The following is a 23,273-nucleotide window of genomic DNA, read 5'->3' on the forward strand; positions in this document are numbered from 1 at the left end:
GCAAGCGTGAGGGTGGAGGGCGTGGTACGGGCGGTCAGCCCAGGGCCGAGATCTTTTTGACCGTGGGGGTGAAGCGGCTGGATCTGGCCGTGGTGGACGTGAGCGACAGCCCGACGCAGTATTTGGAACACAGTGAGGCGGGTTTGGCACCCAGGTTCTTCAGAACGCGGTCGGTGGAGGACACCCCTTTGGGGGACTTGACTTCGACCACCCAGAGCGACTCGCTCAGCGCGATCTCCCGATGGTCCTGGGCAAAGCGGAGTCGGTTGTCCAGCGTGACCCGTTCCGGCCCCGCCTTGGCGATCAGGGTGGTGCGCCGGTAGCGCACCTGCAGCGTCTTGCGGTAGCTGTGCGGGAGTTCCTTTTGGTGGTGGGCCTTGACCACCGACTTCAGGTAGTCGTCCAGCTCCGGAGGAAGTTGATGCGCATGGAAATGCTCGGGCGCCATCGGGCGGCGCAGTTTGGCGGTTTCACCCCCGGCGCCCTTGAGCTTGATTTCCATGAAGAACTGCTGGGTGTCTTCGTAGTGGCGGTACCGCACCTTGATGCGCTTGCGCCGGTTCTGGTTGTGATCGCGAAAGCAGTGCAGCGAGTCCGAATCGAAGTAGGCGCTGTTGTAGTCGAACGCGGTTTTTCCTTCGATGTCCAGGACGTCGAAATGGCCCCCGGCCCGTTCCAGGAACGCCAGGACCTGCGACGAGGTCAGCAGGTATTTGGTGTCCTTGCGGGTCATCAGCGCGGCCCGCCGATTGAGTTCGGTGAGGTCGATCCGGCTGAACGACGCGAGGCGGTCTTCAATCGGGATCATTTGGGGCGGTAGTCCACTTCGGCCTGGATGACCTCGGTCACGTAGCACACACTGCGGATGCGAAACGACAGCACCTCCACACCCAGGCGCTCCGACAGCAGCGCCTTGAATTCCTCGGGCCTGGACATGAAGTTCTCGGGGATGGAGTCCAGCTTCACGTCGATCTGGCTGACCGATTTCAGGATTTCCGGGTGGTCGATGATGAAGACGCCCAGCAGCACGGCCGCGGTGAGCAGGGCCGTCAGCATCAGGCTGGTGCCATCGATCGCCGAGATGACGGCGATCGAGATGCTGCCGAAGAAGTAAGCCATGTCCGACTTGCTGATCGGCTCCGAGCGCAGCGTGAAGAGCGCCAGGATGGCAAACAGACCAAAACCCGCGGCCATGCCGAATTCAAGGTTCGACAGAATCGCCAGCACGGCGAAGATGAATATGTTGAAGAGTGCCGCGGAGATGGCGGTTTCTTTGTGCTTGTACCGGGGGTAGTAGATCAGGAAGATCAGGACGAGCATCGCGGCCAGATCAAACACGAACCGGCTCAACAGTTCGACATAGTTCATCAGACTCATGGATCGGGCGTGGGCGGGTTGCCAGGCAATGGGGGCGCAACCGAGGCGAACTCGGCGGTTCAAGGCGCAAAAAACCCGTCGTGCTGACGGGCCAGGGTGGTCGGTACGGAGGGCCGCTCGGTTCAGAACGACTTTGTAACGGATCGTGAATTTTAAGGTAGATATAAGACGGAAGTGATAAGGCCGTATTGGTCGAGCCGTGACCCATGAAATGGGGCACCACGGGGTTTTTGCCCGCAGTGAGGCCGGGCGTTGCCGCATTCGGCCTCAGGCCACGGTCGGGTTTGGATGTGGCGACACACGCCGCGCCAACGTCCGCCGGCCGCGCTGGGCTGCCCGAGCCTGGTGTTTACCGGGTTGACCTTGGCCCGGCGGGGCAAAAAATGCACGGGGAAATCGGGCATTTTTAACGCCCTGAAAACGTTTCTTTTTGTAATGACGTGCTTCAATGCGGGGGTTGGTTGGCAGGTTGGCATTCGCTCTTGACGTGCATCAAGGACCACCCGGCGCGCGTCGGCGATAGTCAGCCTCTCGCAATGACCGACCCATCGGTCGGCGAATCAGGAGACATGTCTTGAACCACGAAGCCCTGCGCGTCATCCGCGACGAACACGCCACGCTGGCGGCCATGCTGCAATCGCTCACGCAGATGGTCAAGCGCGGTCCGGACCCCGAAGGCAAAGGGGGCCAGCACGAGCGCTTTTTCGACGTGCTGCGCGCCATGTTGTTCTACATCGACGAGTTTCCGGAAAAGCACCACCACCCCAAGGAGTCGGACCTGCTGTTTCCCCGCGTGGCCCGTGTGGCGCCGCACGTGATGGCCGCCATCGACCAGCTCGAACGCGACCACATGCAGGGCGAGCAGAACGTGCGCGCGCTCATGCACCTGCTGATGGCCTGGGAGTACCTGGGCGACACGCGGCGCCAGGCCTTCGAGGACGAGGTGGCGCGCTACGTGGCGTTTTACCTGGAGCACATGCGGCTGGAGGAAACCGTGGTGCTGCCCGAAGCCGAACGCAGCCTGAGCGACGCCGACTGGCACGCGCTCAACGCCGCCTTCGCGACCAACCAGGACCCGCTGAACGGCCGCATCCCGCGCGATCCGCAGTTCGACCGCCTGTTCACCCGCATCGTGATGCTGGCCCCCGCGCCGGTGGGGCTGGGCGAGAGCTGAGAGGCGGGAGGCGGGCCCGCCGGCCATCGGCGGGTGTGATTTTTTGAACGGCATGGCCAGGAAAGTGAGCACCAAAGTGCCCAACTGATGCGCATCAATGCCGGATGGGCGGTTTTTATGTGATCCTTTGGTTGTCTTTTCAAGAGATGACCCACAGGAAACACCATGCAGCTCCAAACCATGCGCGACATCTGGGACCAGCACGCCCGGTTGCTCCGTGTATTGCAGTCCCTCATGCAGGCGCTCAAAGGCTCGCCCGCGGCGGACGGTGGCGGCGCGCACGCCCGGCTCTTTGACGTGGTGCGTGCCGCGCTGCTGAACATCGACGACGTTGACGCCTCGGGCCATCCGCAGGGCCTGCGCGACATCCTGGATGGCATGCGCTGGCTGGAACGCCAGAGCTGGACCGACCAGACCGTGTTGTTCGAGCTGGTGCAACTGATGCTGATCGACGGTTACCTGACCCTGGAGCGCCAACGGCTCCTGGAGGCCGACATCGGGCATGTGCTGGCCCACCAGCGGCACCGGCTCTGGCAGGACGCGTGCGCGGCCTGAGCGGCTGAGTTTCTTTCAGGGACACCCGCCCTGGCTGGGAGACCCAGGCCCCGGGTTCAGCGGTCGGTCGGTCCGGCGTGCTTGTGCACCAGGCGCTGCACGGTGTTCCAGTTGCGCGTGGTGGCCGGCAGGCCGAGCAGCTTTTCCAGAAACGCGTTAGGGCTTCCCGGCGATTGGCCCGGTTTGAAGCTGAGGCTCAGCGCCTCCGGACCCGTCCAGTGCAGCACCTGCACATCGCCGCGCGGCGACGTCAGCGGCAGGGCGGGCGCGGCCGCGCTGTCGGGGTGCAGAAAGGTCACGCAGCAGGCGTAGACCTTGGCCCGGTCCACCGCAGCGAAAGGATCGAGCGCGACGAGCCGGGCCAGGTGCTCGACGCTGCGGACGTAGCCCGGCTCGCGCAGGCCGCAGGTCTCGCGCAGCAGCTCGCAGGCACCGGCGAAAACCCGGTGCGCCCGGCCGGCCGAGGGGACAGTGAAGACCAGGGTGCCGTTGGTGAGGAACGACGCGGCCGACGCCGCCCCAGCCCGCATGAACGCGTCCTCCAGCTGGGCCTTGGTGGGGCAGTTCGGCCGCCCCAGGTTCAGGTTGCGAAAGAACGCCGCGTATTGCATTCGGTTCAGCCGTTCAGTTGTCGATGCAGCCCGTTCGCATACAGACGCGCCAACCCAGGGCACCGCCGGGCCGGCTCCGCCGGACGGCCAGTGCCGCCCCCTGGGGGGTAGCGCGCAGCGCTGCAGGGGGGGTCAAATCAAGCCTTCGGCGCTCATCGCCGCCTGCACGGCCGGGCGCGCGGCCACGCGGCTGCGGTAGGCCACGAGGTGGGTCAGGCCGTCGATGTCCAGGCCCACGGGCTTGGCCCAGTTGGTGACGGTGAAGAGGTAGCCGTCGGCCACGGTGAACGGCTCGCCCATCAGGTACGGCTGGCCGGCCAGTTCGCCGTCCACCCAGGTCAGGCGCTGCAGCAGGCGGTCCTTGAAGACCTGCTTGGCTTCGGCCGGCACAGCGGGGTTGAACAGCGGGCTGAAGCCCTTGTGCAGTTCGGAGCTGACGAAGTTCAGCCAGGACTGCAGCTGGTAACGGGCCATGGTGCCCGCCGGCGGCGCGAGGTGTTTTTCGGGCACCTGGTCGGCGATGTATTGCACGATGGCCGGGCCCTCGCGCAGGGTTTCGCCGCTGTCGAGCGCGAGGAAAGGCACGTAGCCCAGTGGGTTGACGAGGTAATAGTCGCTGCCGTCGGGCAGTCGGTGCGTCTTGGTGGGCGCGGGGATGGCTTCAAACGCCAGGCCGGCTTCGTGCAGGGCGATGTGGGGCGAGAGGGAGCAGGCGCCGGGGGAGTAATAGAGCTTGAGCATGGGGTCTCCGGAAAGTGACGCCGCCACCCGGTGGTGACGGCGGACGCCCAAGCTAGTGGGTTTTAGATAAACGTGCAGGCGTGCAGGTTTTGCCGGTGTGTGCTCAGCAGTTGGCGAAGTAGGCCTTGCAGGCCGAGCCGTCGCCGCCCTCGCAGCGCTTGCCGAGGTAGGTGCACATGGGCGACGCCGGCAACATGGCCAGGGTCGATCCGCCGGCCTTGTTGTCGGGTTGCACCAGCAGCCGCAGGCTGGAAGACTGGGTCGGGACGGTGTTGCCTTGGGCGTCAAACGCCGCGTACGCGGCCACCTGTGCGAGCACCAGGCCCACAACCAGACCGAGTTTGGAAAAGCGATTGAAACGTGCCATGTTGATACTCCTGTGACGGGTCAGTGCCAGAGAAGCTGCAACAGTCACTGACCCTCATCCCGTTGCAGCGTGCCGGGGTCGACGGTATGGGGCCTGGCGCCCGCTGCGAAGTGTCGAAAGTCATGGTGGGCTACCCGGCGTCCCTCAATGAGGGTATGCCGCAACAGCTGCGGGTCCACCGGTTTGAAGAGGACCGTCAGTCCCGTGTGTTCCAGGGTGCGCAGGTGTTCGGGCGAGGTCTCGCCCGTGATCATGACCAGCGCCGGCGGCGGCGCCGTTGCCACCTGCAGTCGGCGAGCCACGTCCAGGCCGCTGACGCCGTGGCGCAGACGCATGTCCGACAGGATGACGTCGACCGGCCGGTGTTCTTCGGCGGCCTGGCGCATGGCCTCCTGGGCGGCGCCTTCGTCGGCAGCGGCCAGCAGCTCAACCCCCCAAGTGTGCATGAGCGCCATCAGCCCCTGGGTGACGATGGCTTCATCGTCGATGAGCAGCACCCTGCGCGGCAGTTCACCCTCCGTCGGAGAGGCGGCGGCAGGCGGTGTGGCGGCGGGCAGTCCGGTGGGGGCCAGGGGCAGCGACAGGCGGAACCGGGTGCCACGGCCGGGCCGGGAACTCAGGCTGACCGGATGCTCCAGCAGCGTGGACAGGCGGCGCACGATCGACAGGCCGATGCCCATCCCCAGGCTGCGGTCGCGCGAGGGGTTGTCGACCTGGTAGAACTCCCGGAACACCAGCTCATGCTGCCCCGGCTCGATGCCCAGGCCGGTGTCGACCACTTCGATCCACACCCGCTGCCCGCGCTGGCGGGCCGTCACCAGGACACCACCCTGGTGGGTGTACTTGATCGCGTTTTCCACCAGATTGCCCAGCAGGCGCTCCAGCATCTGGGGGTCCGAGGTCACGTGCAGCGAGCTGGTGCGGATGCGCAGTGCGATGTTTTTGTCCTGCGCCCGACCGGTAAAGAGGCGGTGCATGGACAACAAGGTCTCGCGCAAGGCCACCGCCTGGCGCTCGGGAGCCATCACGCCGGCGTCCAGGCGCGAGATGTCCAGCATCGCGCCCAGCGAGTGGTGCAGCGAGCGCACCGCGTCCTCCAGTCGCAGCGCGTGCTGGTGGGCCGGCTGACCCCGCAGCGCCTGCTCCAGCGCGGCTCCGAACAGGCCGATCGCGTGCAGCGGCTGGCGCAGGTCGTGGCTGGCGGCGGCGAGAAAGCGGGTCTTCTCCTCGCTCGCCTGCCGGGTCAGCGTCATCTGCTGCTCCAGTTGCTGGGCCAGCGCTTCCTTCTCGAACCGGGATTGCAGGGTCTGGGCCAGCAGGTGGTGCTGGCTGTGTGCGATGTACAGCGACACGCCGAGGTAGACCAGGCAGCACAGGGCCAGCACCAGGTCGACCGCGCCACCCTGCCACAGCAGGGCGCCGATCAGCCCCAGCACCATCGGGGGGGCAAAACCCAGCACCGAGGCCCAGCGCGGTGCCACGGCGGGAATGCCGGTGCTGGTCACGCCCAGCACCACCAGCACCAGCACCGCGGTCATCGAGGTGTCGGCCCGGGGCAGCATCAACCATGGCGCCAGCGCCCAGGTGCCGCTGTACCACAGCATTTCGTTGCGGTGGCGCCGGGCCCAGAACGCCGTGCGCTCGGCTACCGCCGAGTCCTTGAAGTAGGCGGCCTGGAACGGATAGCGCAGCAGCTGCGAGGAGTGCAGCGTGATCCAGACCAGGGCCATGCTGTCGCCGTTTTTCCACCAGAACAGCAGCGCCACGGCCCAGGACACGATCACGTCGGCGATGGTGGCGCTGGCGGTGGTCGCATACAGCGCAGCCACCTGCTCGTGCATCACCCGTTGCTGGATCGACGGCGGGGTCGTGGCCATCGTGCCCGGCCGCTCAGCGTTGGGTGCTGATGAGTTCGGACCGGGAGCGCACGCCGAAGATCAGCAGCAGTGCCGAGACATGGTTCTTGACAGTGCCTTCGCTGATCTGCAGGCGCGCGGCAATGTCGCGGTTGGCCTGTCCGGCCAGCAGCCAGTCGAGCACCTGGGTCTGCCGCGGGCTCAGCTGCGAGCGGGGATCGTCGGCGCGCGGCGGCAGCGTGTCAGCGACATCGCGCGGAAGGCCGCGCGATCCGCCCGGCGCCAGGTGGTCCATCACACACCGCAAGTCGCCCGACTTCGGCAGGTAGGCCACGGCCCCCTGCGCCAGCGCACGTTGCGCCATCTGAGGGTCGCTGTCCCCGGAGAGGACCACCACCCGTGCGTGGGGATACTGCTGCAGCCAGGTGGTCAGGCCGGTCAGGCCGTGCGCGTCGGGCAGGTGCAGGTCCAGCAGCACGAGGTCGATGTCGCCACGGCGGTAGAGCACCAACGCTTCCTGCAGCGTGCGGGCCTCGTGCAGGCGCACGTCGGCGCGTTGCCCCAGCAGCGCCCGCAGCCCGAGGCGGATCAGGTCGTGGTCGTCGACCGCCAGTACGCCGATCCCACACGAATCCGCGTCGGGCGAGAGCAGCGGCGAGGACGGCGTGTCGAGCATGTCGTCACGATTCTAGGGTGGTCGGCGGCGTCGTGCCACGCGGAGGTCCCCTGTTTGTGGGCCTCGCCGGGGGGATGGTGGACGCGCCGGTCCAGAGCGAGGTGGCCTCATCGGCCGACCCGATTGCGCGTATGGTTCTCTGGTTCCGTCCCTCCCTTCGAGCTCCACGCCATGGCCACCGGTCACTTCGCTTTCGCCAGTAACACCAACCGTTTCCTCGCCTGCGAGCCGCTGGCCGGTCAGCCGTTTGCCGTGGCCGGTGTGCCGTTTGACGGCGTGGTGACGAACCGGCCGGGTGCGCGCTTCGGCCCGCAGGCGATCCGCGCGGCCAGCCTGATGCTGTGCGACGGCATCCACCCGGTGTTCGACGTGTCGCCGCTGGGCCGGCTGGGCGATGCGCTGGACATGCGCCTGCCCAACGCCTCGCCGCTGCCGGAGGTGCGTGCCGCCATCGAGGCACAGGCCGCGGCGCTGATGGCGAAACACCACTGTGTGTTCCTCGGCGGCGACCATTCGGTGACGCTCTCGCTGCTGCGCGCGGCGAAGGCGCAATACGGCGGCGGCGAGCCGCTGGCCTGCCTGCATTTCGACGCGCACTGCGACACCTGGAGCGACCACTTCGGTGAGCCCTCGGGCCACGGCACCTGGACCTACGAGGCGCTGCAGGAGGGGCTGATCAGCCCGGCGCACACGGTGCAGATCGGCATCCGCTCCAGCGGCGAACGCGCCGCGCGCGAGTACGTGGCCGACCAGGGCGGGCAGATCTTCACGGCGCGCGCGTTGCGTGGGCTCGACGGTGCGGCGCTGCGGCCCGCCATCGACGCGATCCGCGCGCGTTTCGGCCAGCGGCCGTGTTACCTGACGCTGGACATCGACGTGCTGGACCCGGCGTTTGCGCCCGGCACCGGCACGCCCGAGCCCGGCGGGCTGACGAGTTCGCAGGTGCTGAGCTTCCTCGAGGAGTTGGCCGATCTGAACTGGATCGGCATGGACTGCGTGGAGGTGGCGCCCGCCTACGACCACGCCGAACTCACCAGCAACGCCGCGGCCAGCTTCGTGTGGACCTACCTGTGCGGCCAGATCGCGAAGCGATGAAGCACCCCCCTGCGCCGCTGCGCGTCTTCCCCCCTCTCCTGCGGGAGGGGGAACGCACCCTGTGGCCCGGCGAAGCCGGTTCCACGGGTGCACGGGTGGCTGGCCGGCTTTCGGCATGTGGGTCCGTCATTCACACGAGGGTCTTTTGACATGTTTGCGCGTTCCCTGCTCGGCTCCGACACCCAGCTCAACCAGACCAGCTACTACGAGGCCAGCGTGCAGCGCCCCGAGCCCTGCCCGCCGCTGCAAGGGGCGGTGGTGGCCGACGTGGTGGTGGTCGGCGGCGGTTTCGCGGGCCTCTCCGCCGCGCTGGAGCTCAGCGCACGCGGCCTGTCGGTGGTGCTGCTGGAGGCCGACCGGATCGGCTCGGGCGCGAGCGGGCGCAATGGCGGCCAGGCGATCGTGGGGTATGCGAGTGGGCAGGCACCGTTTGAGCAGCAGCTCGGCGCGGCCGACGCGCAGCGCGCCTGGGACATGTCGGTCGAGGCGGTGGACCTGATCGGGCAGCGCGTCGCCATCCACGGCATCGATTGCGACTGGCGGCGTGGCTACACCTACGTGGCCGAGTCGGCGAAGAAGGCGCGCGCGTTGCGCGAGGAATGCGACGACCACAACCGGCGCGGTGTGCCCTGTGTCTGGGCCGAGGGTGCCGACGTGGCGCGCTTCGTCGACAGCCCGCGCTACCTGGCCGCGTTCCACGAGCAGCGCTCGGGCCACCTGCACCCACTGAAGTACGCGCTGGGCCTGGCGCGCGCCGCCCAGGCCGCGGGTGTGCGCATCTTCGAAGGCTCGCCGGTGACCGGCCTGCAGCGGGGCACCGCGCTGGTGGCGAGCACCGCCAACGGCCTGGTGCGGGCGCGTTTCGGCGTGTTGGCGGGCAACTGCATGCTGCCCGAACACGGCCCGCGGCTGGCGCCCGAGATCGCGCCGCGCATCATGCCGGTGGGCACCTACATCATCGGCACCGCGCCGCTGGACCCGGCCCTGTGCGCGCGGCTGATCGCGCACCACGCGGCGGTCTGCGACAACAACTTCGTGCTCGACTACTTCCGCTTCAGCGCCGACCACCGGCTGCTGTTCGGCGGGCGCGTGAGCTACACCACCATGACGCCACCCGATCTGAAAGGGGTGATGGCGCGGCGCATGGGCGCGGTGTTCCCGGCGCTCAAAGACGTGCCGGTCGAATTCGTCTGGGGCGGCTTCGTGGACATCAGCATGAACCGCGCGCCCGACTTCGGCCGGCTGGGCGACAACCTGTACTACCTGCAGGGCTTCAGCGGCCACGGCGTGGCGCTCACCGGCCTGGCCGGCCAGCTGGTGGCCGAGGCCGTGGCCGGGCAGGCCGGGCGCTTCGACGTGTTCGCGCGCCTGAAGCACCACGCCTTTCCCGGCGGGCCGCTGCTGCGCACGCCCAGCCTGGCGCTGGGCATGCTCTGGTACCGGCTGCGCGATGCGCTTTGATTCACGGCTGACGCGGCTCGCCCCGTTCGTTCACCGTGATGGTGTCGCCCGGGTCCATGGCCATCTGGACGCGGTGTTCCTGGCTGCGGAAGTTGTAGGACACTTCCCCGAACGCGGGCTGCGCGCCGCGGGCCGCTTGGTTGTTGGCCTGCATGGACCGGCTCTGGTCGTTGCCGTTCTCATAAAAGGCGCCGGGTGTCGGCTGGCGCGTTCTTCTCACCCGTGATCATGGCCTTGAACATGTTGTCGCGGTGGCGCAGGCTCTCGTAGAGGTTGGCAGCGACGTGGATGGCGATGGCGATGAGGGTCACGTCCACCGTGCCCACATGCAGCGTTTCCACCAGTTCGTTGCCCCAGAAGGCGTCGGTGGTCATGAGGAAGCCGGTGAGGCCGATCACCGTGGTGGCGCACAGCAGGTACATGATCATCACGGCGCCGGCCGGGTTGTGGCCCAGGTGGCGCGGCTCGCGGCCTCGCACCAGCTGGCTGAGGTAGGCCCATAGCCGCCTGGGCGTGGGCACGAAGCTCGCAAAGCGCGCGTGCGGGCTCGGGGCGGTGAAGCCCCAGACGCAGCGCGCCGCGATCAGCGCGAGCGCGAGGTAACCCGCGCCCTTGTGCACGAGCCCGATGTGCTCGGTGTTGAGGTACGCGGTGGCGAACGAGGCCACCAGGGACCAGTGGAACACCCGCACGAAGCGGTCCCACACGGGAACTTTGCCGGGTGACGGGGTCATGGCGGCCTCCTGGTGTCGGTGGTCTGGTGGGCCGTCAGTTCTTGACGTTTTCTTCGGCAATGGCGCCGGTGATCGGGTGGAAATACACCTCGACCTTGCGGCCCTGTTGGTCGGTGCCGTAGATCTCCCAGCACTTGCCCTTGGACACGTGCAGCTTCTTCACGTCGTCCTTGTAGCCCAGGGCCTGGAAGCGCTTGGTCATCTCGGCCTCGGAGATCCATTTGGATTCGGGTTCGGTGGTGCAGGTCGGGCCGGCGATGGCAGCGCTGGCGGCGCTGAGCAACAGGATGGCGGGGATGAGGCGGAGGGTGGTGTGCATGAAAGCTTCCGGGTGAGGTTGAACAGGTGCGGTCGGGGTGGTCGGCACGACCGGCCCCGCCACTGTTGACTTTGCAATCGGTGTGCCGGCTGGGGCGGACCGCCGGGTGGAGACGGTCAAGTGCTTGAAATGAAAGAGTTTTTTTCGAAACTGCTTGGCTCGGAGGAGCAGAGAGAGGGGTTGTAGGGTGGGGGAATTCACCCATCGCGTGGGGGCGCTGGGGCAAGGCCCCCACCCGCGGCAAGAGAAGACGCGCAGCCCAGCCCGGGGCACAGCCGGGCTGGCTCCGTCGGGCCGCCAGTGCCGCCCCCTCGGGGGGGAGCGCGAAGCGCTGCAGGGGGGAGCCTCTACCCCGTCCCGCCGATGCCGTATCAGCGGAACGGCACGTCCCGGATGTGGATGCGGGGCACCAGCACGGGTGTGGCTGTGTCTTTGTCGGATCGCGTGCCGGGGCTCGCGGGCAATGGCGGGTCGTGGCGGCGTCCAGGGCTGGAGCCTTGTCGTGTTGATGTGCCGTGCCAATGGCCCGCGAATGGGGTGGTGTGGTCGGAACGGTATTTGCACTCGCTGTGCCATGCGTCCGACCCTCTGCCACCCACCGCCATGTTCTGCCATGAATCTGTTGAAGTTTTTCCCCTTTGGCGCGGGTGCCGTCACCACCGGCAAGGTGCGGTGGTGTGGGGCATTTGCCCCAGCCCGGCGGGGGTTCGGGGGATATGCCCCTTTGTTCGGGTGTGGGGTGGCGGCACGGAAGCGACCGGGAACCCTGCCGTGGCCGGCGCAGCGCTGCCTAGAATGGGCCGGCGCCGTTCCTGGCGCCGTTCCGGTATGACCCCCATGGCGCTTCCCTTCGTCCGCTCCCTGTTCGGCCGGCCGCAGCTGTTCTGGACACAGCGTTTCGCGGTGCTCAGCCTGCTGTGCGTCGTGGTCACGGCACTGGCCAGCGCCACGCTGCTGTCGCAGTACGTGGCCGGTCGCATGATTCGGCACAACGCCGAGCTGGCGCAGGACTTTGTGGGCAGCCTGCTGCGCATGCACCGGGGCGATGAGTTCTTCGTCAACCGCAGCGACACGCGCGGCATCGAGCGATTGTTCGGCGAGCTCGCGCGCATGCCGGGCCTGGGCCACGCCAATGTGTTCGACACTGGCCGCCGCGTGGTGTGGTCCACCAACCCCAAGGCCATCGGCGGCGACGCCGGCGCCAACCACGAGCTGGACCAGGCCCTGACCGGCCAGCTGGAGGTGGAGAGCGAGCTGCTGGAGGCGTCCAGCTTCATCAAGCCGGAACACGCGTTCCTGCGCAACGACGCGCTCGACGCGATCGAGGTCTACATCCCGGTGCGCGACGTGGGCGCCAGGGTGGTGGGCGTGGTCGAGCTCTACATGCAGCCCGAGCACCTGCTGAACTCGGTGCATGAGATGACGCGGTTCGTCTGGATGGCCTGCGTGCTGAGCGGGCTCGTGACCTACCTGGCCATGGTGTGGCTGGTGATGCAGGCCGACCGCCAGATCGCGCGCCAGCAGCGCACCATCGTGGCCAACGAGTCGCTGGTGGCGGTCGGCGACATGGCCTCGGCCGTGGCGCACGGCCTGCGCAACCCGCTGGCCGCCATCCGCTCCAGCGCCGAGCTGATCGCGATGGGGCCGGAGCGCGAGCAGGCCGGCGACATCATGTCCGAGGTCGACCGCCTGCAGGCCTGGATCGGCAAGCTGCTGGCCTACGCGCAGCAGGGTGGCCGTGCGCTCGGGCCGGTGCACCTGGGCGACCTGCTTAACCACCTGGTCGGCCTGCACGCGGCCCGCATGGACCGCCAGGGCGTGACCGTGCAATGTGACTGGCCCGAGACCCTGCCCACCGCGCTGGCCGACGCGCCCGCGCTGGAGCAGGCGCTGGACAACCTGATCAGCAACGCGCTGGACGCCATGCCCCAGGGCGGGCGGCTGCGCCTCTCGGTGCAGCCGCAGGACAAGGGCCTGATCGTGAGCGTCGCCGACACCGGTGTCGGCATCTCGCCCGACGACCTGCGGCGCGTGTTCACGCCCTTCCACACCACCAAGCGCACCGGCATTGGCGTGGGCCTGCCGCTGGCGCGCCGCAGCATCGAGCGCCTGGGCGGCAGCCTGTGGCTGGAGAGCACGCTGGGCGTCGGCACGCAGGCCATCCTGCGGCTGCCCCTGCAGCGCCCCGCCACCACCCAACCCCACGGATGACACCGTTCATGAGCGCAGCGCCGGGCCGTTTCCAAGCCCGCTCGCACCGCAGCCCGCAGAGCGAAGGATTTTGATGAGCTACAGCGTTTTGATCGTCGAAGACGAGCCCGTGCTCGCGCGCAACATGCTTCTGTATCTGGAGCGCCACGGCATCGCCTGCCAGCTCGCGGCCAGCGGCGAGGAGGGGCTGGCGCTGCTGGAGGCGGCGCGGCCCGACGCGGTCGTGCTCGACCACAACCTGCCGGGCCAGGACGGCCTGTCCGTGCTCCGGCGCATGCGCGAGCGCGAGCCGCAGCTGCCGGTGGTGATGGCCACGGGGCACGGCAGCGAACAGGTCGCGGTCGAGGCGATGAAGGCCGGCGCGTTCGACTACCTGATCAAACCCGTGTCGCTGCACCAGCTTAAGCAGGTGCTCGACCGCTCCGTGCAGCAGCAGCGCCAGGCGCAGGAGCTGCGCCACCTGCGCGCCGGGGGCGGCATCGGCCACGTGCCCGCGGCGCAAGGCCTGGCGGCGCTGCTGGGCACGTCGCCCGCCATGCGCCAGCTGCAGGGCCGGCTGCGCCAGCTGGTGGACGCCGAAGAGCGCCTGAGCGAGGGCCACACGCCGGCGGTGCTGATCGGTGGCGAGACCGGCACCGGCAAGGAGCTGGTGGCGCGCGCGCTGCACTTCGAGGGCCCGCGCCGCGCCGGTCCGTTTGTCGAGATCAACTGCGCCAGCCTGCCCTCGCAGCTGGTCGAGAGCGAGCTGTTTGGCCACGAGCGCGGCGCCTTCACCGACGCGCGCGAGCGCCGCATCGGCCTGGTCGAGGCGGCGCACGGCGGCACGCTGTTCCTCGACGAGGTGGGCGAGCTGGAGCTGGCCACCCAGGCCAAGCTGCTCAGGCTGCTGGAAGACCACCAGGTGCGGCGCCTGGGCAGCGTGCGCGAGCAGAAGGTGGACGTGCGCGTGCTCGCGGCGACCAACCGGCCGCTGGAGGCCATGGTGGCGGCGGGCCAGTTCCGCAGCGACCTGTTTTACCGCCTGGGCATGCTGCGCATCGAGCTGCCGCCGCTGCGCGAGCGCGAGGGCGATGTGGCGGTGCTGGCGGCGGCCTTCCTGGCGCGGTCCGCGCGCCGCTACGGCAAACCCGAAATGCGCTTCTCGGACGAGGCGCTGCAGGCGCTGTCGCGCCACCGCTGGCCCGGCAACGTGCGCGAGCTGGGCAACCTGGTGGAGCAGTGCGTGATCCTCGCGAGCGACACCGTGATCGAAGCCGACGACCTGCCGCTGCCGGTGATGCCCGATGGCGCCCTGGGCGACCCGGCCGCGCTCGGCACCGAGCCCTGGCCCACCAGCCTGCCCGACACCGAGCGCCGCCTGCTGGTGAACGCGCTGGAGCGCAACCGCTGGAACGTGACCCAGGCCGCGCGGGCGCTGGGCATCTCGCGCGACACGCTGCGCTACCGCATCGACAAGTTCGGACTCCGATGAAGCACCTCCCGCAGCGCTGCGCGCTACCCCCTCAAGGGGGCGGCACTGGCCGTCCGGCGAAGCCGGCCCGGCGGTGCCCTGGGCTGGACCACTTCATGCGTCGACGTCGTGCTCCGGCGGCATGGAAAAAGGATGCCGATTGGCCTTCGAAGCGATGACTTCGTTGCTGAATCTCTGCCGCGTCACTGTTGCTGGCGCGGCTCGCCCCGTTCGTTCACCGTGATGGTGTCGCCCGGGTCCATGGCCATTTGGACGCGGTGGTCTTGGCCGCGGAAGTTGTAGGACACGTCCCAGAACGCGGGCTGCGCGCCGCCGGGGGTGTTTTCGCAGCGCTGCACGTCCTGCGTGGCGGCCGGCCCATCGCGACCGACCTGCGCGCCGAGCGCGGCACCCGCGATCACCCCGCCCACGGTGGCGATGTCCTTGCCGCTGCCGCCGCCCACCTGGTGGCCCAGGATGCCGCCGATCAGGGCGCCGGCCAGGGCCGCGGGCACGTTGGGGTTGCCGCGCTGGCTCTGGACCTGTTCACGCTCGACCCAGCAGCGCTGCCCGGAGGTGGCGAGCACGGCCCGCACGGACGTGACCGGGGCTTCGAAGAGCCGTTCGCCGTCGCGGCGGCGGCTGTCGTAGACCGCCACCGGTTGTGGTGCGTAGCGGTTGTCGTCGATGCGGCCACGGCCCTCGACGGTTCGCACGGACGAGATGCGGTCGTTCATGCCCATCGCTTCCAGCGACGGGTAGCGTCCGGGGCGCAGCACGACACAGCGGCCGCTGAACCGGGTGTCGTTGCAGACCTCCCAGCGCTCACCGATCACGATGGCCGAGGTGGCGCGGTCGTTGAAGCCGGCCCGCTCCAGGTTGGCGACCGCCTCTTCCGTGGTGAAGGAGCGGCCCTGGAAACCCGCACGCTCGAAGAAGGTGACCTGGCCGTCGGCCGGTGCGGGCCCGGGTGCGGGCGCGTAGCGGTCGTCGCGGATGCGCACGTTGCGCGCCACGGTGCGCACCGAGGTGACCTCGTTGTCCAGGCCCATCGCTTCCAGCGACGGGTAGCGCCCGGGGCGCAACACGACGCAGCGGCCGCGGTACCGGTTGTCCTCGCAGACCTCCCAGCGTTCGCCGACCACGACCGCCGAGGAGGCGCGGTCGTTGAAGCCGTAGCGGCGGAAGTTGGGAATGGCACCGGTGGTGGTGAAGGAGCGGCCGTCGAAGCCTTCACGCTCATAGAACGTGACCTGCGCATCGGACTGAACCGGCGCATAGCGGTCGTCGTCCACGCGGTCGTTGCGGTCGATGACGCGCGCCGAGGAGACGCGGTCGTTCAGTCCCATGTCGGCGAGCGAGGGGTATTCGCCCGGGCGCAGCACCACGCAGCGGCCCCGGAAACCGGCGTCGTCGCAAATCTCCCAGCGGTCGCCGACGATCACCACGGACGAGGTTCGGTCGTTGAAGCTGTAGCGGTCGAACCGGGTGATTTCTTCGTTCGCGCGCACCGAGCGGCCGGCGAAGTCCGGGTGTTCGTAGAAAGTGGCCTGGGCGGCCACCTGGGCGCTGAAGGCGATGCCGGCCACGGCCAGCAGGGTTCTTGATAGGGAAGTCATGGGGTTGTCTCCAGGAAGGTTGTCGCCCTGGAGCCTGCGCCCATCCGGTGCCGGGGTCTGTACGCTGGCGTACGCCCCGGGTTCGAACAGGGCGCCGTCAGCCTGTGACTTGGGTGGCGCCCAGGGCTTGCCGCACCTCGGCCGCCAGCAGCGGCCCGCAGCGTTCGATCGCGCTGAGCGGCGCGTAGCCGTAGCCGATCACCAGGCCCTTGAGGTCGTGGCGCGCCAGGCAGTAGGCCGAGAGCGGGCGCACGGTCAGGCCCTGCTGCGCGATGCGCTGGGCAAGCGCGGCGTCGTCCACCGAGGCGGGCAGGCGCAGGCACAGGTGCAGGCCCTGCTCAGCGCCGCTGATGAAGGGGCCTTCGGTGCCGGGTGGGGCGAGCACGGGTTTGAGCGCTTCGAGCAGGCACTGGCGCCGCTCGGCGTAGTTCTGGCGCGCGCGGCGCAGCGCGCTGCTGAAGTGGCCCATCTCGATGAACTCGGCCAGCGCGGCCTGCAGCGGCATCTGGCCCGGGCGGTTGAGGTCGTAGTGGGCCTGCTTGAAGGCGGCCACCAGGGGCCTGGGCACCACCAGGTAGCCCAGCTTGATGCCGGGGTAGAGCACCTTGGAGAAGGTGCCCATGTAGAACACGCGGCCGTCGGTGTCCAGGCCTTCCAGGCTGGAGATGGGTGGGCCGGAAAAGCGGTATTCGCTGTCGTAGTCGTCTTCCAGCACCCAGGCGCCATGCGCGCGCGCGGTGGAGAGCAGCTGGTGGCGCCGCGGCAGCGACATGACGGCGCCGGTGGGGTACTGGTGCGAGGGCGTGAGGTAGATCAGCTTGGGCGGGTGCGCGTCGTCGGCCGTGCCGGGGTGTATGCCTTCGTCGTCCACCGGCACGGGGTGGATGGCCAGGCCGGTGGCCATGAAGGCCTTGACCGCGCCCCAGTAGGCCGGGTCTTCCACCCACACCGTGTCGCCGTGGTCGGCCAGCAGGCGGGCGCAGAGTTCGAGCGACTGCTGGGTGCCGGTGGTGACGATGACCTGGTCGGCGTCGAGCTGCACACTGCGGAACACGCGCAGGTAGTCGGCGATGGCGCGGCGCAGCGGCGCGTAGCCGCCGGAGTCGTTGTAGTCCAGCATGTCCGGGTAGGTCATGCGCCAGTGCTTGTTCTGCAGGCGCTGCCAGAGCGGGAGCGGGAAGGCGCTGAAGTCGGCGATGCCGGGGGTGAAGGGCTGGACTTCGAGTTCGGTGGCGCAGAAGGTGGTGGACAGCGCCAGCCCGCGCGTGGAGAGCCGGCCGGTGGGCACGCCGCCAGTGCCGGCGGCCGGCGCCCCGGGCGCCCCCGGGCGGCGGGCGGCGCGCCCGGGCAGGGTGCGTGGCACGCTCTCGTTCACATAGGTGCCGCTGCCGACCCGGCTGGCCAGGTAGCCCTCCACGCTGAGCTGGTTGATCGCTGCCACCACCGTGTTGCGCGACAGCCCGAGGTCCTGCGCCAGGTCGCGGCTGGACGGCAGGCGCTCACCCGCGCCCAGCTTGCCGTCGAGCATGGAGCGCCGCAGCGCCTCATAGAGCTGGCGGTGCAGGGGCAGGGCGTCTTGCGCGCCCAGGCGGGTCATCTCGGTCAGCAGGAATTCGGAGAGCATGGGTGTCTGAAATAGGTGTTCAATGCACTGTTCGGAGCGAGATGCCTGACCAAGACGCACCGTGGAGCCGGCTTTGCCGGGCCACCAGTGCGGTCCCCCTTCAGGGGGAAGCCGCGCAGCGGCGCAGGGGGGTGCTCTCAAGTGGCACCATGGACTTGCCACAACTGGCCCTCATTGTGATCCAATTGTTTGCTCACAATCAAGCCACGTGTTTGGAGACACCATGAACCAACCGCCTTGCATGGTCTGGCTGCCCGCCGACCATCGCCTCATGGGCGACCACGGGCACCAGATGCCTTTCCTGCTGCTGGGCGACAAATACGCCCGCGCCGTGAAAGTGGGGGCCCAGGCCCAGCCGGTGATGTTCCCGCTGGCCGACGCCGAACAGATTCCCGAGCTGCTGTCCCTGGTGGACGGCGTGATGCTGACCGGCTCGCCCTCCAACGTGCACCCCTCGCATTTCGACGAGGACGTGGCCGACCCCAGCCTGCCGCTGGACCTGGAGCGCGACACGCTCACGCTGGCGCTGGTGAAAGCCTGTGTGCACGAGGGCGTGCCGCTGCTGGGCGTGTGCCGGGGCTTCCAGGAGATCAACGTGGCCCTGGGCGGCACGCTGCACCAGCGCGTGCACGAGGTGCCCGGCCTGATGGACCACCGCGAACCCAAGACCGCGCCTTACGAAGAGCAGTACGCGCCGAGCCACCCGATCCGCTTCGAGCCCGGCAGCATCTTTGAGACCTGGGCCGGCGGCCCCGAGACCATGGTCAATTCGCTGCACGGCCAGGGCATCAACCGGCTGGCACCGGGGCTGGAGGCCATGGCCCACGCACCCGACGGGGTGGTGGAGGCCTTTGCCGTGAAGGGTGCGCGCACCTTCGCGTACGCGATGCAGTTTCACCCCGAATGGCGCTGCTGGGAGACGCCGTTTTACGCCGCGATCTTCGAGGAGTTCGGCCGTGCCTGCCGATCCCGCCAGAGCCTGCGGCTGCAGGCCGCCGATCTGGCCCGCAGCCGCGCCACCATCGGCGCCTGAAGCCCCGAATCCCCCGACCCGGCACAACCCGCGAAACGACAAGGAACGGCACATGACAGCCTCCCAAAAAGTAAACAGCTTCAACGACCTGGAGAACTGGCTCAACGAGCACCGCGTGACCGAGGTCGAATGCCTGGTGCCCGACCTGACCGGGGTGGCGCGCGGCAAGATCCTGCCGCGCGAGAAGTTCACCGAAGACCGCGGCATGCGCCTGCCGCAGGCCATCGTGGGCATGGGGGTGACGGGCGAGTTCCCCGAGAGCGGGCCGTACTACGACGTGGTGGACCCGACCGACAAGGACATGCAGCTGCGCCCGGACCCGACCACGGTGCGCATCGTGCCCTGGGCCACCGACCCGACCGCGCAGGTGATCCACGACTGCTTTGACCATGCCGGCAAGCTGGTGCCCTTCGCGCCGCGCAGCGTGCTGCGCCGCATCTGCGACCTGTACGCGGCCGAGGGCTGGGAGCCGGTGGTGGCGCCCGAGCTGGAGTTCTACCTGACCGCGCGCAACACCGACCCGAACACGCTCTTGAAGCCGCCGATCGGCCGCAGCGGCCGCGCCGAGACCTCGCGCCAGGCCTACAGCATCGACGCCGTGAACGAGTTCGACCCGCTGTTCGAGGAGATCTACGACTACTGCGACAAGATGGAGCTCAACGTGGACACGCTGATCCACGAGGTGGGCGCGGGGCAGATGGAGATCAACTTCTTCCACGCCCACCCGCTGGGCCTGGCCGACGAGGTGTTCTTCTTCAAGCGCACGGTGCGCGAGGCCGCGCTGCGGCACGACATGTACGCCACCTTCATGGCCAAGCCGATCGCGGGCGAGCCCGGCAGCGCCATGCACGTGCACCAGAGCATCCTGGACAAGGCCAGCGGCCAGAACATCTTCAGCAACGAAGACGGCACGGCTTCCGAGGCCTTCTACCACTACATCGGCGGCCTGCAGCGCTACATCCCGGCGGCCATGGTGCTGGTGGCGCCCTACGTGAACAGCTACCGCCGCCTCTCTCGCCACACGGCCGCGCCGATCAACATCGAGTGGGGCCACGACAACCGCACCGTGGGCATCCGCTCGCCGATCTCCAGCCCGGCCGCGCGCCGGGTGGAAAACCGCGTGATCGGCGCCGACGCCAACCCCTATGTGGCGATGGCCATGACGCTGGCCTGCGGTTACCTGGGCATGAAGAACAAGATCAAGCCCAAGCCCGAGATGAAGGGCGACGCCTACCTGGCGCCGTACTCGCTGCCGCGCTCGCTGGGCGAAGCGCTGGACTGGCTGCGTCGCGAACCCGACCTGCACGAGGTGCTGGGCAAGGAGTTCATCACCATCTACACCGAGATCAAGGAGCTGGAGTTCGACGAGTTCATGAAAGTCATATCTCCGTGGGAACGTGAGCACCTGCTTCTGCATGTTTGACCCCCCCCGCGCCGCCTTCGGCGTCACCCCCCAGGGGGCAACGCTGGCGGCCCGGCGGAGCCGGTTCCGCGGCGTTCTTGAAAGACTTCCCCTCATTCCTCTTGTGAGACTGTGATGAACACTTCAACTCTCATCGCCCCGCCCGCCCTGGTTCGCCGCGCCGAGCAGCAGGACACGAAAGCCATCCAGGCGCTGGACAGCGCGCACTACATCCACCCGTTCACCGACCACGCGGGCCTGGCCTCGCGCGGCGCGCGGGTGATCACGCGGGCGGAAAACATCTACGTGTGGGACTCCGAGGGCGCCAAGATCCTGGACGCGATGAGCGGGCTGTGGTGCGTGAACGCGGGTTACGGCCGCAAGGAGCTGGCCGACGCGGCCTACCAGCAGATGATGACGCTGCCGTTCTACAACAGCTTCTTCAACACCACCAACGTGCCGGCGGTGCAGCTGGCCACCAAGCTGGCTTCGCTGGCGCCGGTGGTGGGCGGGCGCAAATTTGAACACGTGTTCTTCTCCAGCAGCGGATCGGAGAGCAACGACACCAACGTGCGCATGGTGCGCCGCTACTGGGACCTGCTGGGCCAGCCGCAGCGCAAGGTGATCATCAGCCGCAACAACGCCTACCACGGCTCCACCATGGCCGGCGCCTCGCTCGGTGGCATGAGCGGCATGCACGCGCAGGGCGACCTGCCGATCCCCAACATCACGCACATCGAGCAGCCGTACTTCTTCGAGAACGCGCGGCCCGGCGAGAGCGAGGCCGACTTCGGCCGCCGCGCGGCGGGCTGGCTGGAAGCCAAGATCCTGGAAGTGGGCGCCGACAAGGTGGCCGCCTTCATCGCCGAGCCGGTGCAGGGCGCGGGCGGCGTGATCATCCCGCCCGCCACCTACTGGCCCGAGATCCAGCGCATCGTGGACCAGTACGGCATCTTGCTGATTTCCGACGAGGTGATCTGCGCCTTCGGCCGCCTGGGCCACTGGTTTGCCTACGAAAAATTCGGCTACCGGCCCGACCTGGTGACTTTCGCCAAGGGCGTGACCAGCGGCTACATCCCGCTCGGCGGCGTGATGGTGGGCGACCGCGTGGCCAAGGTGCTGATCGAGCAGGGCGGCGAGTTCAACCACGGCTACACCTACAGCGGCCACCCGGTGGCCTGCGCGGTGGCGCTGGCCAACCTGGAGCTGATGGAGCGTGAGGGCCTGGTGGATCGCGTCCGGAACGACACCGGCCCCTACCTGGCGCAGCGTTTCGCCGAGCTCAAGGACCACCCGCTGGTGGGCGGCGCCGAGACCTGCGGCTTCGTCGCCGGCCTGGTGATCGTGAAGAACAAGACCACGAACGCGATGTTCGATGCCGACCTGGGCGTGGGCATGATCTGCCGGGGCCACTGCTTCAAAAATGGCCTGATCATGCGCGCCGTGGGCGACCGCATGATCATCGCGCCGCCGCTGGTGATGACGCACGCGCAGATCGACGAAATGATGGCGCTGATCGTGCACTGCCTGGACGCCACGCTCGACGATTTGCGCTCTGCCGGGCAGCTCGCCTGAGGGATTCTTTGTTACAGTGTTCCGTGCCCCAGATCGGGGCCAAAGCTGGTCTGTAAATTGCATGCCCGCAGGGCATTCCGATACCGGCCGCTGTCGTGTGTCAACCGTCGGATCTCAATTCATCTTTCTGGAGTGTCTCTCACCATGAAAAAGCACGTTCTGGTTCTGGCCATCTCGGCCATGCTGCTGGCCGCCTGTGGCAAAAAAGAAGAGCCGGTGGCCGCGCCCGCCGAACCCGCTCCGGTGGCGGCCGCACCCGCTGCCCCGGCCGCGCCCGCCGGCCCGGTGTACGACGATGAAAAAGTCCTCAACATCTACAACTGGCCCGACTACGTGCCCGAGGGCATGATCGCCGCCTTCGAAAAAGAGTCTGGCATCAAGGTCAACTACGACACCTTCGAGACCAACGAAGCCCTGCACGCCAAGCTGGTGGCGGGCAACACCGGCTACGACATCGTCGTGCCCGGCACCGTGTTCGCCAAGGGCCAGATCGAAGGCGGCCTGCTGCAGCCGCTGAAGAAGGAGCAGATCCCCAACCTGGCCAACATGGACCCGGCCATCATGGCCACCCTGACCAAGGCCGACCCCGAGAACAAGCACCTGGTCCCCTGGGCCTGGGGCTTCACCACCGTGGGCATCAACAAGACCAAGGTCGAGAAGGCGCTGGGCGGCATGCCGATGCCGGAAAACGCCTGGGACCTGGTGTTCAAGCCCGAGTACACGAGCAAGCTGAAGTCCTGCGGCATCGCCTACCTGGACTCGCCCACCGAGATCATCCCGGTGGCACTGCACTACATCGGCAAGGACGCCTACTCCAACGACGCGGCCGACTACAAGGAAGCCGGCGCCATGCTGGCCAAGGTGCGCAAGGACGTGCGCCTGTTCAGCTCGACCATGATCGACGACATCGCCGGCGGCAAGGCCTGCGTGGCCATTGGCTGGTCGGGTGACATCAACATCGCGGCCGGCCGTGCCACCGAAAACGGCTCCAAGGACGTGATCGAAGCCCTGCTGCCGTCCACCGGCGCGCTGATCTTCTTTGACACCATCGCCGTGACCAAGGACGCCAAGCACCCGAACAACGCCGCGGCCTTCATCGACTTCTACCTGCGCCCGGAAAACGCCGCGCTGATGTCGAACGAAATGGGCTACCCCACCGGCAACAAGGCGGGCGTGGCGCAGGTCAAGCCTGAGATCGCCAGCAACAAGACCATCTTTGTCGAGGCCGACTACTTCGCCAAGATGATCCCGCCCAGCAGCTTCACCAACGAAGCGCGCGAAGCCATGGCCAACGTCTACAACGGCTTCAAAAAAGGCAAGTGAACGTTTGGGTCACCACCTGACCCGAGCCCGGGGCTGTTCGTACCACGTGTAGGAACAGCCCTTTTTCTTG

Annotated in this window: 22 protein-coding genes; 10 read left to right on the top strand and 12 right to left on the bottom strand. The window is 68.1% G+C overall.

All coding sequences use genetic code 11. The features are described from left to right. Positions 1-34 precede the first annotated feature (34 nt). Both KIH07_RS03770 and KIH07_RS03775 read right to left on the bottom strand, forming a co-directional pair. Positions 35-808, bottom strand: coding sequence for a polyphosphate polymerase domain-containing protein (locus KIH07_RS03770; protein WP_226490690.1), 774 nt, complete (start codon positions 806-808; stop codon positions 35-37). Then, a complete protein-coding gene (locus KIH07_RS03775; protein WP_226490691.1) occupies positions 805-1,368 on the bottom strand; it encodes a DUF4956 domain-containing protein in 564 nt (187 codons plus the stop codon). Before KIH07_RS03775 ends, KIH07_RS03770 begins: the two co-directional genes overlap by 4 nt. A gap of 583 nt (positions 1,369-1,951) precedes the next feature. Here KIH07_RS03775 and KIH07_RS03780 point away from each other — a divergent pair. Then, positions 1,952-2,551, top strand: coding sequence for a hemerythrin domain-containing protein (locus tag KIH07_RS03780; RefSeq protein ID WP_226490692.1), 600 nt, complete (start codon positions 1,952-1,954; stop codon positions 2,549-2,551). 165 nt (positions 2,552-2,716) lie between these two features. Then, positions 2,717-3,106, top strand: a complete 390-nt coding sequence (locus tag KIH07_RS03785; RefSeq protein ID WP_226490693.1) for a hypothetical protein — start codon at positions 2,717-2,719, stop codon at positions 3,104-3,106. A gap of 56 nt (positions 3,107-3,162) precedes the next feature. Here KIH07_RS03785 and KIH07_RS03790 read toward each other — a convergent pair whose 3' ends face one another. The 5 genes from KIH07_RS03790 to KIH07_RS03810 form a co-directional block, all read right to left on the bottom strand. Next, complete coding sequence (locus KIH07_RS03790; RefSeq protein ID WP_226490694.1) at positions 3,163-3,717, bottom strand: DUF1697 domain-containing protein; 555 nt, start codon at positions 3,715-3,717, stop codon at positions 3,163-3,165. Positions 3,718-3,849: 132 nt separating this feature from the next. Continuing rightward, positions 3,850-4,458, bottom strand: a complete 609-nt coding sequence (gstA, locus tag KIH07_RS03795; RefSeq protein ID WP_226490695.1) for a glutathione transferase GstA — start codon at positions 4,456-4,458, stop codon at positions 3,850-3,852. Between the two features lie 103 nt (positions 4,459-4,561). Continuing rightward, entirely contained in the window at positions 4,562-4,825 is a 264-nt protein-coding gene (locus KIH07_RS03800; RefSeq protein ID WP_226490696.1) for a hypothetical protein, read from the bottom strand. 44 nt (positions 4,826-4,869) lie between these two features. Next, positions 4,870-6,702 carry a hybrid sensor histidine kinase/response regulator gene (locus tag KIH07_RS03805; protein WP_226490697.1) on the bottom strand — a complete coding sequence of 611 codons (1,833 nt, stop codon included), beginning with the start codon at positions 6,700-6,702 and terminating at the stop codon, positions 4,870-4,872. Between the two features lie 13 nt (positions 6,703-6,715). Then, positions 6,716-7,357 (bottom strand): response regulator transcription factor, encoded by a 642-nt coding sequence (locus KIH07_RS03810; RefSeq protein WP_226490698.1) that lies wholly within the window; start codon positions 7,355-7,357, stop codon positions 6,716-6,718. Between the two features lie 171 nt (positions 7,358-7,528). On the opposite strand from KIH07_RS03810, the gene speB reads away from it, so the two are divergent. Both speB and KIH07_RS03820 read left to right on the top strand, forming a co-directional pair. Then, on the top strand, positions 7,529-8,452 hold the full coding sequence (gene speB, locus KIH07_RS03815; protein WP_226490699.1) for an agmatinase: 924 nt from the start codon (positions 7,529-7,531) through the stop codon (positions 8,450-8,452). Positions 8,453-8,602: 150 nt separating this feature from the next. Continuing rightward, complete coding sequence (locus KIH07_RS03820; protein WP_226490700.1) at positions 8,603-9,913, top strand: NAD(P)/FAD-dependent oxidoreductase; 1,311 nt, start codon at positions 8,603-8,605, stop codon at positions 9,911-9,913. Between the two features lies 1 nt (position 9,914). Here KIH07_RS03820 and KIH07_RS03825 read toward each other — a convergent pair whose 3' ends face one another. The 3 genes from KIH07_RS03825 to KIH07_RS03835 are packed head-to-tail and all read right to left on the bottom strand — an operon-like array spanning position 9,915 to position 10,966. Beyond that, entirely contained in the window at positions 9,915-10,067 is a 153-nt protein-coding gene (locus tag KIH07_RS03825) for a hypothetical protein (protein ID WP_226490701.1), read from the bottom strand. 25 nt (positions 10,068-10,092) lie between these two features. Next, entirely contained in the window at positions 10,093-10,647 is a 555-nt protein-coding gene (locus KIH07_RS03830; RefSeq protein ID WP_226490702.1) for a cytochrome b/b6 domain-containing protein, read from the bottom strand. A 34-nt stretch (positions 10,648-10,681) separates the two neighbouring features. Beyond that, positions 10,682-10,966 carry a PepSY domain-containing protein gene (locus tag KIH07_RS03835; protein WP_226490703.1) on the bottom strand — a complete coding sequence of 95 codons (285 nt, stop codon included), beginning with the start codon at positions 10,964-10,966 and terminating at the stop codon, positions 10,682-10,684. An 837-nt stretch (positions 10,967-11,803) separates the two neighbouring features. On the opposite strand from KIH07_RS03835, the gene KIH07_RS03840 reads away from it, so the two are divergent. Together KIH07_RS03840 and KIH07_RS03845 are read left to right on the top strand one after the other, a co-directional pair. Then, positions 11,804-13,177 carry a sensor histidine kinase gene (locus KIH07_RS03840; RefSeq protein ID WP_226490704.1) on the top strand — a complete coding sequence of 458 codons (1,374 nt, stop codon included), beginning with the start codon at positions 11,804-11,806 and terminating at the stop codon, positions 13,175-13,177. Between the two features lie 73 nt (positions 13,178-13,250). Next, the gene (locus KIH07_RS03845; protein WP_226490705.1) at positions 13,251-14,648 is read left to right on the top strand and encodes a sigma-54-dependent transcriptional regulator; all 1,398 of its coding nucleotides are present in this window, start codon (positions 13,251-13,253) and stop codon (positions 14,646-14,648) included. Between the two features lie 182 nt (positions 14,649-14,830). On the opposite strand, the gene KIH07_RS03850 is transcribed toward KIH07_RS03845, so the two are convergent. After that, positions 14,831-16,246: a beta/gamma crystallin-related protein gene (locus KIH07_RS03850; protein WP_226490706.1), complete on the bottom strand. Its 1,416-nt coding sequence runs from the start codon at positions 16,244-16,246 to the stop codon at positions 14,831-14,833. A 97-nt stretch (positions 16,247-16,343) separates the two neighbouring features. Further along, the gene (locus tag KIH07_RS03855) at positions 16,344-17,870 is read right to left on the bottom strand and encodes a PLP-dependent aminotransferase family protein (RefSeq protein WP_226490707.1); all 1,527 of its coding nucleotides are present in this window, start codon (positions 17,868-17,870) and stop codon (positions 16,344-16,346) included. A 223-nt stretch (positions 17,871-18,093) separates the two neighbouring features. Here KIH07_RS03855 and KIH07_RS03860 point away from each other — a divergent pair, with 223 nt between their 5' ends. From KIH07_RS03860 to KIH07_RS03875, 4 genes are all read left to right on the top strand, one after another. Continuing rightward, the gene (locus KIH07_RS03860) at positions 18,094-18,903 is read left to right on the top strand and encodes a gamma-glutamyl-gamma-aminobutyrate hydrolase family protein (RefSeq protein ID WP_226490708.1); all 810 of its coding nucleotides are present in this window, start codon (positions 18,094-18,096) and stop codon (positions 18,901-18,903) included. 52 nt (positions 18,904-18,955) lie between these two features. After that, complete coding sequence (locus tag KIH07_RS03865) at positions 18,956-20,326, top strand: glutamine synthetase family protein (RefSeq protein ID WP_226490709.1); 1,371 nt, start codon at positions 18,956-18,958, stop codon at positions 20,324-20,326. 114 nt (positions 20,327-20,440) lie between these two features. After that, positions 20,441-21,880, top strand: a complete 1,440-nt coding sequence (locus KIH07_RS03870) for an aspartate aminotransferase family protein (protein WP_226490710.1) — start codon at positions 20,441-20,443, stop codon at positions 21,878-21,880. 144 nt (positions 21,881-22,024) lie between these two features. Then, positions 22,025-23,203 carry an extracellular solute-binding protein gene (locus tag KIH07_RS03875; protein WP_226490711.1) on the top strand — a complete coding sequence of 393 codons (1,179 nt, stop codon included), beginning with the start codon at positions 22,025-22,027 and terminating at the stop codon, positions 23,201-23,203. Positions 23,204-23,273: the final 70 nt, after the last annotated feature.

Source organism: Hydrogenophaga taeniospiralis (genome assembly GCF_020510445.1).
Taxonomy (GTDB): domain Bacteria; phylum Pseudomonadota; class Gammaproteobacteria; order Burkholderiales; family Burkholderiaceae_C; genus Hydrogenophaga.

Bases quoted from the DNA above. Each gene is read 5' to 3' on its own strand.
- KIH07_RS03770 (WP_226490690.1), bottom strand. From the start codon at position 808: ATGATCCCGATTGAAGACCGCCTCGCGTCGTTCAGCCGGATCGACCTC.
- KIH07_RS03785 (WP_226490693.1), top strand. From the start codon at position 2,717: ATGCAGCTCCAAACCATGCGCGACATCTGGGACCAGCACGCCCGGTTG.
- KIH07_RS03860 (WP_226490708.1), top strand. From the start codon at position 18,094: ATGAACCAACCGCCTTGCATGGTCTGGCTGCCCGCCGACCATCGCCTC.
- KIH07_RS03820 (WP_226490700.1), top strand. From the start codon at position 8,603: ATGTTTGCGCGTTCCCTGCTCGGCTCCGACACCCAGCTCAACCAGACC.
- KIH07_RS03810 (WP_226490698.1), bottom strand. From the start codon at position 7,357: ATGCTCGACACGCCGTCCTCGCCGCTGCTCTCGCCCGACGCGGATTCG.
- KIH07_RS03835 (WP_226490703.1), bottom strand. From the start codon at position 10,966: ATGCACACCACCCTCCGCCTCATCCCCGCCATCCTGTTGCTCAGCGCC.
- KIH07_RS03775 (WP_226490691.1), bottom strand. From the start codon at position 1,368: ATGAACTATGTCGAACTGTTGAGCCGGTTCGTGTTTGATCTGGCCGCG.
- KIH07_RS03865 (WP_226490709.1), top strand. From the start codon at position 18,956: ATGACAGCCTCCCAAAAAGTAAACAGCTTCAACGACCTGGAGAACTGG.
- KIH07_RS03830 (WP_226490702.1), bottom strand. From the start codon at position 10,647: ATGACCCCGTCACCCGGCAAAGTTCCCGTGTGGGACCGCTTCGTGCGG.
- KIH07_RS03825 (WP_226490701.1), bottom strand. From the start codon at position 10,067: ATGCAGGCCAACAACCAAGCGGCCCGCGGCGCGCAGCCCGCGTTCGGG.
- KIH07_RS03850 (WP_226490706.1), bottom strand. From the start codon at position 16,246: ATGACTTCCCTATCAAGAACCCTGCTGGCCGTGGCCGGCATCGCCTTC.
- KIH07_RS03840 (WP_226490704.1), top strand. From the start codon at position 11,804: ATGGCGCTTCCCTTCGTCCGCTCCCTGTTCGGCCGGCCGCAGCTGTTC.
- KIH07_RS03790 (WP_226490694.1), bottom strand. From the start codon at position 3,717: ATGCAATACGCGGCGTTCTTTCGCAACCTGAACCTGGGGCGGCCGAAC.
- KIH07_RS03870 (WP_226490710.1), top strand. From the start codon at position 20,441: ATGAACACTTCAACTCTCATCGCCCCGCCCGCCCTGGTTCGCCGCGCC.
- KIH07_RS03845 (WP_226490705.1), top strand. From the start codon at position 13,251: ATGAGCTACAGCGTTTTGATCGTCGAAGACGAGCCCGTGCTCGCGCGC.
- gstA (WP_226490695.1), bottom strand. From the start codon at position 4,458: ATGCTCAAGCTCTATTACTCCCCCGGCGCCTGCTCCCTCTCGCCCCAC.
- KIH07_RS03800 (WP_226490696.1), bottom strand. From the start codon at position 4,825: ATGGCACGTTTCAATCGCTTTTCCAAACTCGGTCTGGTTGTGGGCCTG.
- KIH07_RS03875 (WP_226490711.1), top strand. From the start codon at position 22,025: ATGAAAAAGCACGTTCTGGTTCTGGCCATCTCGGCCATGCTGCTGGCC.
- KIH07_RS03805 (WP_226490697.1), bottom strand. From the start codon at position 6,702: ATGGCCACGACCCCGCCGTCGATCCAGCAACGGGTGATGCACGAGCAG.
- speB (WP_226490699.1), top strand. From the start codon at position 7,529: ATGGCCACCGGTCACTTCGCTTTCGCCAGTAACACCAACCGTTTCCTC.
- KIH07_RS03855 (WP_226490707.1), bottom strand. From the start codon at position 17,870: ATGCTCTCCGAATTCCTGCTGACCGAGATGACCCGCCTGGGCGCGCAA.